The organism is Aliivibrio sifiae, from assembly GCF_002954715.1.
Taxonomy (GTDB): domain Bacteria; phylum Pseudomonadota; class Gammaproteobacteria; order Enterobacterales; family Vibrionaceae; genus Aliivibrio; species Aliivibrio sifiae.
Genome location: NZ_MSCP01000001.1, coordinates 2350730 through 2364941, shown reverse-complemented (window position 1 = coordinate 2364941; position 14212 = coordinate 2350730). Strand labels below are relative to the sequence as shown.

Sequence of the window (14212 nt, the reverse complement as noted above, 5' to 3'; positions counted from 1 at the left end):
AGCGACACGGCCTAAATTATAAGGTTTTCCCCATGAAAGTAGGTATCCACCCAGAATACAAAGCTGTTCAAGCTACTTGTTCTTGCGGTAACGAGTTCGAATTCAGCTCTGCACTAGGCAAAGAAACAATCCACCTAGACGTATGTGACAAATGTCACCCGTTCTACACTGGTAAGCAACGTATCGTTGATACTGGCGGCCGTGTTGATCGTTTCAACAAACGTTTCGGTGCAATTGGTTCTAAGAAATAATTACCAATTTCCGATAAAAGAGGAGTCCTATAGGGCTCCTTTTTTTATGCTTAAAATTCAGAGAAACATCACTTTCTTGTTTTAAATAAAGGAATAATATCCTTCATTAAAGGCCACATTTTTGTTGGTAGGATCTGTAAGTGAGGACTATGAAGTTTGAGCTAGATCAACTATTATACTATTCACTGTTTTGAAACAATCCTCTTATAATTATTAGCATTCAGGAAAACCGCCATGTCTGAAGATTTTCGCGAACAAGCTCTCCATTATCACGCTTATCCAACTCCGGGTAAAATTGAAATTGCACTGACTAAGCCTGCAAACACCGCAGAAGATCTAGCACTGGCGTACAGTCCTGGTGTTGCTGAGCCAGTACGTGAAATCGCCAAAAATCCAGATGATGTTTATAAGTACACATCTAAAGGTAACATGGTTGCTGTTATTTCAAACGGCACTGCCATTCTTGGTTTAGGTAATCTAGGTCCTTTAGCTTCAAAACCTGTGATGGAAGGTAAATCATTACTTTTTAAACGCTTTGCTGGCCTAGATTCTATTGATATCGAAGTAAAGCATCGCACTATCGATGAATTTGTTGATACGGTTGCGAATATTGCTGACACGTTTGGTGGTATTAACCTAGAAGATATCAAAGCCCCTGATTGTTTTGAGATTGAGCGACGTCTAATTGAGCGTTGTGATGTACCTGTTTTCCATGATGATCAGCATGGTACTGCTATTGTAACTGCTGCTGGTATGTTGAATGCGATTGAGCTACAAGGCAAAAAGTTAGAAGATGCAATCATTGTATGTCTTGGTGCTGGTGCGGCAGCGGTTGCATGCATGGAGCAACTGATTAAGTGTGGTGCAATGCGTGAGAAGATCTATATGTTGGATCGTAAAGGCGTAATTCACACTCGTCGTGATGATATTAATGAATATAAACAACGTTTTGCTAATAACACCGATAAGCGTACGCTTGAAGATGTTATTGAAGGTGCAGATTTATTCTTAGGGGTATCAGGTCCGAACCTATTACCACCAGAAGCTCTAAAATTAATGGCTGATAAGCCAGTTGTATTTGCATGTTCAAACCCTGATCCAGAAATCAAGCCAGAGCTTGCACATGAAGTGCGTGATGATTTGATCATGGGTACGGGTCGTTCTGATTACCCGAACCAAGTAAACAATGTACTTTGTTTCCCATTCATTTTCCGTGGTGCTTTGGATGTTCGTGCAAGCGTGATTAACGATGAAATGAAATTAGCAGCAGTTGAAGCTATTCGTCAGTTAACAAAAGAACCAGTACCAGCTGAAGTATTAAAAGCAGCAGGTGTTGATGCACTAGAATTTGGTAAAGGTTACATCATTCCTAAACCAATGGATCCTCGCTTACTTCCTCGTGTAGCTAAAGCAGTAGCACAAGCAGCGGTTGATTCTGGCGTAGCTCGAATTGAAATGCCTGAGAACTATATGGAAGCGTAAGTCGCTTTTTATTTTTTTAGAGCATAAAAAAGGCTTCCTACATCATTGATGAGGAAGCTTTTTTATTGAGGGTTAGTTATTGAAGTTAATAGTAGTTATTATTTTTTATTTTCTAATGCTTTAACAAAAACAGTTTCAGCGTCTTTAATTCCTAATGCTTTTGCTTCTTCCAATAAGGCAAGAGCTTTCGTTATATCGTTTGTATTTACAGCTTCAATAATAGCGTTTTTGTAAAACGTTTGGGTCTCTGGTTGAGCTAATGGAGTAATAGGTTTTACTTGTTTTTTTGGTACCTTATAGGCCTGTAGAGACAGTGTTTTTACTGATAGTTTTAGTTTTCCAAAGCGCTTATAGGTATAAGTAGGATCGGTCACCATTGGCATTGCTTCACCTAGCTCTTCAGCTCTTATCCTTGCTGGGTGCTTTATTTTTATTGATTGGCCTAAATAAGCCTCTGATGAATAAATAATAAAATAAGGTGTTTTCGAAGCATCAAGGTCAAAATTTAATTGAAATTGAGTACGAGTAAAAGCATCAGACGTTTTAATATCAAATTGATCTAAACTTGTCGTACTAACAATATTGAATTGGTCATCAAGAGCAATTAGTTTCGGAGCAACTACCGAATCGTTGATCATTAAACTAGAAAGACGTAATTGCACTTTTCCTGAACGTTCTGATAATTTAAAAGCATTAAAATAACTATTTCCATCAGAGAAATGACCAATAGGAGAATCAGCATCTAATTGAAAATCGATCTCTTCAGTACTGTTAAGTTGTATCCACGGGAATTGAGTAAAGTCACTGCAACACACTTCTGAAGAGGCTATAGGAACGATTGGTTCTTGAATGGCTTTAGTTGAAGAACATGCGGTTAAAGAAAGCCCGACAAGTAAGCTAAGTAATAATTTTTTGGTGTTCATCAAGACTCTCCATGATTTCGATAAATAAACGCAAAAAGGCAGCCGATGTGGCTGCCTTTAATTTTAAAGTAATTAGAACCAGATTTCAGTGTGAACACCGATAATTGTTTCAGACTTACCATCTTTAATGCCAATTTGTTTAGCACTTGCTTCATCGTCAGCAGTAATGTAGCTCACATATGGTTTGATTTGTGGACGACCAAAGTAATCAGCGTTAACAGTAAATGCGGCAGCTAATTCAACGTTAATAATATCACTCTTCAGATCATCACCAGTGCGTCCCCAGTAACCTTCAGCACCTTCTTCGTGAGCATAAGACCCAGTCGCTTCTAAGCGTAGATTATCATTTACTTTGTATGATGGACGCGCTGCAACAATGTAGCGTTTCAGATCTTTAGCACCAAATAACTCATCCAATGCAGCAAAGTATGTTACTTCAGAACCCATTTGCCAGTTTTCAGAGATGTTAACTACACCACCAGAAGTGAAGAAAATTGATTCAGCATTGTCATCACCACCTGACCAGCTACCAAAGTTTACACCACGGTTTTGAGCTGCGCCTTTACCGTAAGCGATAGCGGTTTGTGACCAACCATCTAAGCCGTAGTAGCTAGAGTTTAATGTGATAGAAGCACCGATACCATCATCGTCAGTTACGTTAGCTTGAGTAATGTATTTGAAATCAAAATCTAAGCTACCAAACCCAACATCAACACCGTAATAGTATAAGTCATGAGATGTTAGTGTTTGTCGCCCGTCTGCTCCTGGACCGTTATTAATATCACCATCTGTATCAGCTGCAACAATAGCAAAACCTGCTGTGTTACCTGCGATCTTAGTTTGGATACCAGCACCAACACCTGATGATTGTTTCCAGAACTCACCAGATAGAGCACTTGCAGAACGGTTTAGATAACGTTGACCACCCCAGATAGAAGTGTCCTCGCCTAAGTATGATAGCCCGCCAATCTCAACAAAAGTTTCTTTGATTTCAAATTGTGCTGTTGTGTTGTCTTTTTGGCTACCTGGAGATGAATAAGCGTAAGAGTTACCATTGCCGTATTCAGAACGTACAACAAAGTCAGACCAAACACCATTTGCATGCTCGGTGTGTTTTTTGATTACGAATTCAACTTGGTTAGTACTTTTTCCGTGAGTACCTGCTGTTTTGTAATCTGGTTTACCAAATTCAGTATCTACTGTTTCGCCATCAACCATACGGAAGTTCATCGACGCGTAACCGTGTACTTCCCAACCATCTGCAATTACATCAGTACCATTAACTTTTTCAACTTTAGGTGCGGCTTCATCACCAGAGATAACATCTAATGCAACTTCTGTTTCAGCGAATGCTGCACCTGAAAGTAATGCTGTAGAAACAGCGGCAGCAAGCAAAGTGTATTTATTCATTTTCATCTTAAAATCCTATTTCCTTTTTAAAGGATATTTTGATTTGAAAATATTTACTCAACTAAGGCAGTGTAGGGAAGTAAAGTAAACATCGTCGTCGTTATTGAACGAGAGACAGATTAAAAATAAATCACGATATGTAACTCCTCCTTCTTTTATAAAAGTGAGGGCGTAGGCTGAGGGATGAGGGAATTAGGTAACAGGTCTTCTGTTGATAACTATCACACTTGGTAGGAGGGATTAGATTTATTTATGAGAGAAGAGTCACGTAGGAAGATATTTTGAAATTGGAAATAATGCAAAAATGGAGAAAAGAGAGAAAATTAGAAATAATCAGAAATGTGATCTAGCTAATAATAGACCTCATTAGCTAGAGTTAGTTCAGTTTTTATTCGCTTACTTACACTTAGAAACCATCATTGATTTCGGTTTTCCTTGAGGAGTAAATTCTAAACTCCATACATAATTTCCGTCCTTAGGAAGATAGATAGCTGTATCCTGTCCGTAACCACCATTAATTAAGGAATTACTTTGCCCTAACTTAGGAGATAAGCCATCGGCAGTATATTGCGAAGCCCAATCTTTAGTTGCGTATTGCATTTTATAAGGCCCACGCTTTTCATTTGCTACCACTTGATAAACATTATTTCCTTTATATTGGTAAGCACGTTGTGCTTTATGACTCCAGCGAGAATCGGAGAAATCACCTACGAGATATAACGTCTCTTTTATTGGGGCATTAGTATCAGGTATCGTCGGATTATCACATTGAGCCATAAAACCACTGCCATACAGAGCGATTTCTTTTTCTGTCGCTTTAGGACCTGCTGCATTTGGTTCTTCTATTTTTAAAAATCGGCTTTCAAAGTTAGATAACGGAATGTTATATATCCCTTCAATGGGGCTGAATTTTTGGTTAGTTAGTAAATCGACTAAATTACCTTTTGATCCTATCTGTTCAGCTTCAAGATAAAGGGTTTGGCTTCGCTCTTGAGTGCTAACCATAAATATAATTGCATTATTCTCTGTTTGTTTATGGTCTACATATATCGCCTTATTAGCGATAATATTGGTTCGAACACCTTCAGATAACGCCGGATTTTCAATACGTAAATTCATTAACTTAGTGACGTAATTCTTTAAGTTGAGTTGGGCAGGGGTTAGTGTTGTGGTTAGTCCATCAATTTTGGCAGATGAGCGGGCGATATGGTCATCACATAATCCTTTAGTAGCACAGATATCTTTATTTTCTTTATTAGAGAAACCATCAACTTGATCGCCAATTTCATCTCCGTAATAAAGAGTGATAGGACCGGTATAAGCTGCTTGAAATGAAAGGGCTGCTTTATGACGTAACCAATAATTACTGTCATTTGGTTCTGCAATATCACCGCGCTGCAATAAATCACCAAAACGAACGACATCATGATTTCCTAACATTAGGTTTGGTGTTGCATGAGAAGGGTAAAGTTCATGCATTTCCATCCCTTCATTCAACCATTCTCCCCCTTTATTTCCAACGTTACTCTCATTGACCGCAAAAGTTTCAGTCACTCGGAAGCGCAAAGGAAAATCGAATGCAGAGCATAATGCAGGGTTCCCTTCTTCTCCATAACCTGTCTCTGTAATGTAGTTTTCGTTATTCCATATCTCTGCCACCATGTAACCGAGAGGGTTTACTTGTTCGCCTTTATTATTCGTATATGTTGTGTTTTTTGATGCGCTATCAACGGATTTTCTGATGTTTATCCAAGATTCAGTTGGGACTTGGTAAGCTTGATCTAATCGCCAGCCATCAATCTTTAATTCTGATATCCAATAAGCGGCGACTTCAGAGTAAAAGTCTTCGCTCTCAGGGTAATTTACTGGGTTATTGTTGCCACTCGGTAATAAGCCAGATGGTGATGGCTTAATGAGTCCTTCTTTATGATGACCAAATACACCATCAAATAAGACATAGATCCCGCGTTTATGTGCTTCTTCTACTAATTCTTTTGCCTTTTCTAATGTGCCAAAGCGAGGATCAATTTTGAAAAAGTCAGTCGCGAAATAGCCGGTTGCATCCAACTTATCAGCCCAATAGTCTTGACCTTCAATTGGTGCAGATTCAAAAATAGGCGTCATCCAAATAGCATTCATACCTAGTGATTGAATGTAATCTAATGAATCAATTATTCCTTGTAGATCACCATTATGATGGCTTGGTCCATAACCGGTGCCATGACCAATGCTACTATCACCATTAACAAAGCTTTCCACCATGATTTGATAGATGCGTAAATGGTTGCTTTCTTCCATCATTTGAGGGTTGCATTGATATGCAGGGGTCGTTTGTGTTGTTTCTGAGGTTGAGCTGCATGCGCTCAATATAGAAGTAATAGCGAGTGCTATTGCTGTTTTTGCTATCTTATTTTTCACAGTAAGTCCTTTATAATTATAAGTAGGGCACTGTGATTATTTAATAAGCAAATAGAAATGTAATCCTCCTAATTTGTTTAAAATAAGGAGGAGACAGCAGGAGGAGATAAAGAGTTACTTATTCTTCATCAAATGCTTCGAATTCAATGCCCATTGCGGTCATTAATGCTTTAGCTTCTGCTGGAATATCATCAGGGCGATCTTTACGTAAGTCTTCATCTGTAGGTAAAGGTTGGCCTGTGTAAGCATGAAGAAACGCTTCACATAATAATTCACTGTTTGTTGCGTGACGTAGGTTACTTACTTGGCGACGAGTACGCTCATCTGTAAGGATTTGTAGTACCTTCGTTGGAATTGACACGGTAATTTTTTTTACCTGTTCACTTTTTTTACCATGCTCGGCATAAGGACTTAAATAGTCACCATTCCAATCAGCCATTGCTCACCTTCGTTCTGAATTATTGTTGTTTAAAATAGGATAGGCTAATTCTAGCGATATTTACGGCTATAAGCAAAGATATATAGACGTCTAGAAGTATTGACGTCTCATTTTGTGATGGTAGAGTAGAAGAATATAACTTATGGATTAGATTATATCAGTCATCTTGAATGGAGGAGCAGAAAATTACTGCTTTATATCTCATTCAGGTAATTGGTATCAGACCACTGCCTAGCAGTTTGGAAGGGAAATTATGAGCGAGAGAAAACCTGCAACTATTGCTGTTCGTACTGGCATTGAAACCGATTCACAACATAATGCGGTTGTGCCACCTATCTACTTATCTACCAATTACAGTTTTCCTGAATTTGGTGATGTTCCTAAGTATGATTATGCTCGCTCAGGAAACCCGACTCGAACCCAGCTTGAAACTACTCTGTCTGATTTAGAGTGTGGTGCTGGCGCTGTTGTTACAAACTGCGGAACGGCTGCGCTTAATCTTATGGTATCTGCACTGCTTGGTCCTAATGATCTTATTGTGGCACCTCATGATTGTTATGGGGGGACTTATCGCCTATTTAATACTCGAGCGAATAAAGGAGATTTTCAAACTTTATTTGTTGATCAATCAAATACTGAAGCGCTTGATGCCGCTCTTGCAAAAAAACCAAAACTTATCCTACTAGAAACGCCATCAAACCCACTCGTACGTGTTGTTGATATCGCTGCAATCTGTCAGAAAGCGGCAAAGGTTGGTGCTTTGGTTGCTGTTGATAACACTTTCCTTTCTCCTGTATTACAACAACCTCTTACATTAGGGGCTGATTTTGTTCTTCATTCAACGACAAAATACATTAATGGGCATTCAGATGTTGTTGGCGGTGTATTAATTGCTAAAACGCAGCAGCATGCTGATGATTTTGCATGGTGGGGCAACTGTATTGGGGCAACAGGAACCGCATTTGATAGTTACTTAACTTTACGTGGTATTCGTACGCTTGGCGCGCGTATGCGTGTGCATGAAGAAAATGCAATCGAAGTCTTAAAATGTCTTCAAGAGCAAGAGTTAGTCGGTACAATTTATCACCCAAGCCTACCTGAACACCCTGGACACGAGATAGCAAAACGCCAACAAACGGGATTTGGTGCAATGTTAAGCTTTGAATTAAATGGCTCATTAGAACAGTTAAAAGTATTCGTAAAAGCACTAAAGTATTTTTCTTTGGCAGAATCACTTGGTGGTGTTGAAAGCTTAATTGCCCATCCAGGAACCATGACTCATCGAGCAATGTCGGATGAAGCTCAAGCGGAAGCGGGATTAGTGCCAACATTATTACGTATATCTGTTGGTTTAGAAGACAGTCGTGATTTGATTGCCGACCTTCAACAGGCCTTTATTGTGGCAGCAGGGGAAAAATAATGACCGTATTAGTACAACGTCAGTTACATAAGTTTGGAGGAAGTAGTCTTGCTGATCCTGAATGCTACCGCCGTGTCGCTACTATCCTAAAGGAATATTCTAGCGATAATGATTTGGTGGTGGTCTCTGCTGCAGGTAATACAACCAATCGAATTTTAGAGTGGATAGACAGTTTATCTAAAGATGGCCGCTTAGCTCATGACGTGTTGGAGTCTCTACGTCAATATCAACAAGGTTTGATTTCAGAACTTTTAACCCCTGAAAATGCAGAATCGTTACTTGATACTCTGCATAAAGAGTTGATTGCTATTGGAAAGCTGCATGCACCTTTAACAGAGATCCAACAAACTGATATTCTTGGCCATGGTGAAGTATGGTCATCTCGATTACTTTCTGCTTATTTGAATCAACTTGACTTGCAAGCGGCGCCTTTAGATTCGCGTTCTTTTTTAAGGGCTGAACGAGCTGCTCAGCCAGAAGTTGATCGCGCACTATCATGGCCTTTATTTAAAGAACAACTCGCGCAGCACCCACATGGTCGAATTGTTATTACTGGCTTTATGGCTCGCAATCAATCTGGTGAAACAGTATTGCTGGGTCGTAATGGTTCTGATTACTCAGCTACTATTATTGGGGCGTTGGCTGAAGTATCTCGAGTGACGATTTGGAGTGATGTTGCTGGCGTATTTAGCGCAGATCCACGTAAAGTAGAAGATGCTTGTTTATTGCCGCTACTTCGTTTGGATGAAGCCAGTGAATTGGCTCGTTTAGCTGCCCCTGTATTGCACAGCAGAACATTACAACCTGTTGCTCAAAGCGCACTTGATTTAAGTTTGCGTTGTAGTTATCAACCTGAATCTGGTTCTACTCGTATTGAGCGAGTATTAGCTTCTGGTCGTGGCGCGAAGATCGTTACGTCATTAGAAGATGTGTATTTAATTCAATTAGGTTTTGGTCGTGGGCAAGATTTTGGTCGAGCGAAACAAGAAGTACTTTCTTTACTTACTCGTTCTCAATTACAGCCTTTAGCACTAGAAGCACAAGATGATCAGTACACACTTTTATTAGCGTATACCTCTGAAGTCGTTAATGAAGCATTAGATGTCCTACAAAATTCTGCGGTACATGCTGAAATTAAATTGAAAGAAGGTTATTCAATGGTGGCGGCCGTTGGTGCTGGCGTTACAGGTAATGCCATTCATAGTCATGGCTTCTACCACCAATTAAAAAACTGCCCATTAGAGTTTGTATGTGAATCAGAGTCAGGATTAAGCTTGGTTGCCATTTTGCGTAAAGTAGACACCGCTTTGATTATTAATGCCATTCATACTCATCTATTTCAAGCTCAAAAAAGAGTGGGACTTGTTTTGTGCGGCCATGGGAACATAGGCTCTCAATGGTTATCCCTTTTTACTGAGCAAAAACGTAATCTAGAGAAACGTCATGGTATGCAATTCTCATTAATCGGTGTCGTTGACCGCCATCGCCACTGGTTAGATTTTAATGGGTTAGACAGCGCATTAATTGTTGATAAATTTGATGATGAAGCGCTAGCCTATCAAGACTTTGATTGGATAGAAAAAATTGGTGCTATTCAAGGTTATGATGATGTTGTCATTTTAGATGTAACGGCAAGTCCTGAATTGTCACAGCAGTACACTAAAATTGCGGAGCAAGGTATACATTTAATCTCAGCGAATAAGGTGGCAGGTTCAGCACCAAGCCATGAGTACCAAACTGTACTTGATGCGTTTATAAAAACAGGTCGTCATTGGTTATATAATGCGACTGTTGGTGCAGGGTTGCCAATTAACCACACCGTAAGAGATTTACGAGAAAGTGGCGATGAAATAGTTGCATTATCGGGTATATTTTCAGGTACTTTATCGTGGTTGTTCCAACAATATAATGGTGATGTTCCATTTACCGAACTAGTTGATCTAGCCTGGCAGCAAGGGTTAACTGAACCAGATCCAAGGCATGATCTTGATGGTTCTGATGTTATGAGAAAACTTGTAATTTTAGCTCGTGAAGCCGGATTAAAAATCGAACCAACTCAAGTAAAAGTAGAATCTCTCGTTCCTATTGAATTGAGAGAAGTGAGCTTGGATGATTTCTTAGCAAAAGGTGAGTTGATTAATAGTGAGTTACTTGAACGTCTAGAAAAAGCGCAAAGGGAGCAAAAGGTATTACGTTATGTGGCACGCTTAAATAAAGATGGCAGTGCGACAGTGAGTATTGAAGCACTGGCAGAACATCACGCATTAGCTAACCTGTTACCATGTGATAATATTTTTGCAATTGAGAGTAAATGGTACCGAGATAACCCATTAGTTATCCGAGGACCTGGTGCAGGAAGAGAGGTTACCGCCGGCGCTATCCAATCAGATTTAAATCGTATATCAGCGCTTTTTTAATCAATTTTATTTCAAGATATCTTAATGAAGCCATGCATACTTGCATGGCTTTTTTGTTGATTTCGTAGGAAAAAACGGAATTGGAGTACGTTTAGATTATTTTATGTTTTTTCTTAATTGATTGATTTGTAATTATTATTTAATTGTTAAATTAAATTAAGCATAAATTAAAATTAAAATGCTTTCCATGCTATGGATTTTGTAAATCTATTCAGTAATGATAATTGAAGGATGGCTAATATATACAAGGTCAATATCTAGAAATAATAATAAAACTTGTAGTCATTTACTGTTATTTAATTTGAATAAAACTGCCCGATTGAGAGAGTCATCATATGAGTATGTCAGAATCTACCCCAGAGCCAACGTCAATAATCAGTTCAGAACAAGTTTTACGTAGTGTCGATTTAAACCTTTTGACAGTATTTGATGCTGTAATGCAAGAGCAAAACATTACTCGAGCAGCTCAAAATTTAGGAATGTCACAACCAGCAGTAAGTAATGCTGTTTCTCGTTTGAAGTTAATGTTTAATGATGAATTATTTATTCGTCATGGACGAGGTATTCAACCAACTCAACGAGCTCGCCAATTGTTTGCACCAATGCGTCAAGCATTGCAATTAGTTAAAAATGAACTGCCTAGTTCAACGTTTGTTCCTGAAAGCTCAGGAAGACAATTTAAGCTATCAATTTGTAGTCCATCAGACATGCGTTTTGCCCCTCGTATTTTGAGAGATATTCAACAAAAAGCACCTCATATTAGTTTAAAACTATCAGGTGAATATGATTTAGATATCGCACAAAAATTACGATATCAAGAAATAGATTTTGTTATTGATTACGTACGTTTTGATGAACCAGGTTACATGAGTACTGAGTTATTTACGGATGAATTGGTTGTTGTTGCTTCAGTTAATCACCCTCGCATTCAAGGTGGGATTACTAAAGAACAACTAGCAAACGAAAAACATGCAGTTCCTGCTCGTGTTGAAAATACAAAAGGGTTTGCTGACCATCTTTATATGGATTCACTGTATGAACAGGCTTATAAAGGCGCAAGCATCAGCAATGTTTTATATGTAGTATCCCAATCAGATTTAATTACAGTAGCGCCTAAATGGCTAGTTAATTCAATGCAGAATCGTGAGCAATTAATGGTATTACCATTGCCAATCGAATCAAAAAGCATTCGTGGTTACTTAAGCTGGCATGATTCATACCAAAAAGACAAAGGTCATATTTGGATGAGAGATCAATTGATGCTTATCTGTGGTGAGGAAGTCGTTGCTTCGAGCAAAGGTATGATGTTTTAAGTCATGCTTTCACACTAAAAAACGAGATTAAGGCAGCCTATAAAAGGTTGCCTTTTTTGTTGGTATTCATACGATATAAACAGAATGTAGAGTTTAAATAATTATTTTGTTAATAGAGCTATCCTGAAATGGGTTTCACACAACAATACTTACATTTTATACAGAGAAACAGTTGCCTTTTTTACTGCCACTTGTACACTTTGTACAGATTATAGCTTACACCTGTAAGCCTAAAGGTGATTCGAGATGACTATTCAAAACCTACATATTGTAAAAGAGATCCGCAAACATATTGCTAATAAGCCTAATGATACTGCATTACGTGAGCGTAAATGCGGTGCTTGGAGTGACACTCAATGCTCAGCGTGGAGTGATATCACTTGGGGCGAGTTTGGTCAGCAAATGGACACTCTATCTTTAGCACTATTAGCGCATGGATTGAAAGTACAAGAGAAAGTAGGGATCTTCTCCAATAACATGCCTCGTTGGACTGTTGCTGATTTTGCAACGATGCAATTACGTTCAGTTCCCGTTCCTATTTATCCAACAAATACGCCAACACAAGCAGCGTATGTCATTAATGATGCTGATATTCGTATTCTATTTGTTGGTGAGCAAGCGCAATATAATGCGGCGGTTGTTATTTTTGAACAATGCCCTCAATTAACTCATATTGTTGCTTTAAGTGATGATATTGATTTGAACGATCATGAAGCGGGTGTTTCATGGAATGATTTCATATCTAAAGCACATGAGGCAAATCAAGATGAATTAAATCATCGTCTTGAAAGTGCAGAAATGGATGATTTACTCACGTTGATCTATACCTCTGGCACAACAGGAGAACCAAAAGGGGTAATGCTAGATTACGCTAATATTGGTTCCCAGTTAGCAGGACATAACACTAACTTAGCGTTAACTGAGCAAGATGTATCGTTATGTTTTCTTCCTCTCTCTCATGTATTTGAGCGAGCTTGGACTTTTTATGTATTGTATAAAGGTGCGGTAAACTGTTACTTGCCAAATACAAATCTAATTAAAGATGCACTAACAGAAGTGAAACCGACGGTAATGTGTGCGGTTCCTCGTTTCTATGAAAAAATATTTTCAACAGTGCATGAAAAAGTATCTCGTGCTCCTGCTCACCGTAAGGTGATGTTTACTTGGGCAGTAAACATGGGTGCAAAAATGTCAGCATGCAAACAAGAAGGTCGTGAACCATCATGGGCGCTAAAGCAAGCTTACAAGGTAGCAGATAAATTAGTCCTTTCTAAGTTACGTATGATTCTAGGTGGGAATATTAATTTCATGCCTTGTGGTGGTGCTAAATTAGATGCAACCATTGGTCGTTTTTTCCATGCTCTTGGTGTCAATGTTAAATTGGGCTATGGTATGACAGAGACCACCGCCACTATTTCATGTTGGGAAGATGGCAAGTTTCATCCAGACTCAATTGGTACCTTAATGCCAGGTGCTGAAGTTAAAATTGGTGAAAAGAATGAAATCCTAGTTCGTGGCCCTATGGTTATGAAAGGGTATTATAATAAACCAGAAGAAACGGCACTTAATTTTACAGAGGATGGTTTCTTAAAAACAGGTGATGCAGGTGAGTTTGATGCCGCAGGTAACTTGTATATTACCGATCGTATTAAAGAGTTAATGAAAACCTCTGGCGGTAAATATATCGCCCCTCAAGTTATTGAAGGTGCTATTGGTAAAGACCACTTTATTGAGCAGATAGCTGTTATCGCAGATACTCGAAAATTTGTATCGGCTTTGATTGTTCCTTGCTATGACGCACTCGAAGAATATGCAAAAGAATTAAATATTGCTTATCACGATCGCATGGATTTAGTTAAGCACAGTGAAATAGTTGAGATGCTAGAAAAGCGTGTCGCGAATTTACAAAAAGAATTAGCTCGTTTTGAGCAAGTGAAAAAATTCACCCTATTATCGAAAGCATTTTCAATGGATAAAGGTGAATTAACACCAACTCAAAAACTACGTCGTAAAGTAATCAGTGAACGTTATCAAGACGAAATTGATGAAATGTATGACGAAAAGAAAGAGAAAAAAGAGAAGTAATCTTTCTTTTTTATTCTCATATTAGAATGTAGAAACCAGTCTTTTTTGGCTGGT

At 38.7% G+C, this 14212-nt stretch carries 10 protein-coding genes; 6 read left to right on the top strand and 4 right to left on the bottom strand.

Annotation, left to right across the window (positions count from 1 at the left end):
* Positions 1-32 precede the first annotated feature (32 nt).
* Both rpmE and BTO23_RS10600 read left to right on the top strand, forming a co-directional pair.
* The gene (gene rpmE / locus BTO23_RS10605) at positions 33-251 is read left to right on the top strand and encodes a 50S ribosomal protein L31 (protein WP_061004742.1); all 219 of its coding nucleotides are present in this window, start codon (positions 33-35) and stop codon (positions 249-251) included.
* Between the two features lie 234 nt (positions 252-485).
* Entirely contained in the window at positions 486-1733 is a 1248-nt protein-coding gene (locus BTO23_RS10600; RefSeq protein ID WP_061012877.1) for a malic enzyme-like NAD(P)-binding protein, read from the top strand.
* A gap of 98 nt (positions 1734-1831) precedes the next feature.
* Here BTO23_RS10600 and BTO23_RS10595 read toward each other — a convergent pair whose 3' ends face one another.
* The 4 genes from BTO23_RS10595 to metJ all read right to left on the bottom strand — a co-directional run bounded on the left by BTO23_RS10595 (position 1832) and on the right by metJ (position 6923).
* Entirely contained in the window at positions 1832-2656 is an 825-nt protein-coding gene (locus BTO23_RS10595) for a MalM family protein (protein ID WP_105063470.1), read from the bottom strand.
* A gap of 72 nt (positions 2657-2728) precedes the next feature.
* On the bottom strand, positions 2729-4072 hold the full coding sequence (locus tag BTO23_RS10590) for a carbohydrate porin (protein ID WP_060992614.1): 1344 nt from the start codon (positions 4070-4072) through the stop codon (positions 2729-2731).
* A gap of 390 nt (positions 4073-4462) precedes the next feature.
* On the bottom strand, positions 4463-6484 hold the full coding sequence (locus tag BTO23_RS10585) for an alpha-amylase family glycosyl hydrolase (protein WP_170066714.1): 2022 nt from the start codon (positions 6482-6484) through the stop codon (positions 4463-4465).
* 118 nt (positions 6485-6602) lie between these two features.
* Complete coding sequence (gene metJ, locus BTO23_RS10580) at positions 6603-6923, bottom strand: met regulon transcriptional regulator MetJ (protein WP_005421050.1); 321 nt, start codon at positions 6921-6923, stop codon at positions 6603-6605.
* A gap of 253 nt (positions 6924-7176) precedes the next feature.
* On the opposite strand from metJ, the gene BTO23_RS10575 reads away from it, so the two are divergent.
* From BTO23_RS10575 to BTO23_RS10560, 4 genes are all read left to right on the top strand, one after another.
* Positions 7177-8343, top strand: a complete 1167-nt coding sequence (locus tag BTO23_RS10575) for an O-succinylhomoserine (thiol)-lyase (protein ID WP_061004732.1) — start codon at positions 7177-7179, stop codon at positions 8341-8343.
* A complete protein-coding gene (locus tag BTO23_RS10570) occupies positions 8343-10760 on the top strand; it encodes a bifunctional aspartate kinase/homoserine dehydrogenase II (RefSeq protein ID WP_105063469.1) in 2418 nt (805 codons plus the stop codon). Before BTO23_RS10575 ends, BTO23_RS10570 begins: the two co-directional genes overlap by 1 nt.
* Positions 10761-11095: 335 nt before the next feature.
* A complete protein-coding gene (gene leuO / locus BTO23_RS10565; protein WP_060992610.1) occupies positions 11096-12073 on the top strand; it encodes a transcriptional regulator LeuO in 978 nt (325 codons plus the stop codon).
* Positions 12074-12319: 246 nt separating this feature from the next.
* Positions 12320-14158, top strand: coding sequence for an AMP-dependent synthetase/ligase (locus tag BTO23_RS10560; protein WP_060992609.1), 1839 nt, complete (start codon positions 12320-12322; stop codon positions 14156-14158).
* The last annotated feature ends 54 nt before the right edge of the window (positions 14159-14212 follow it).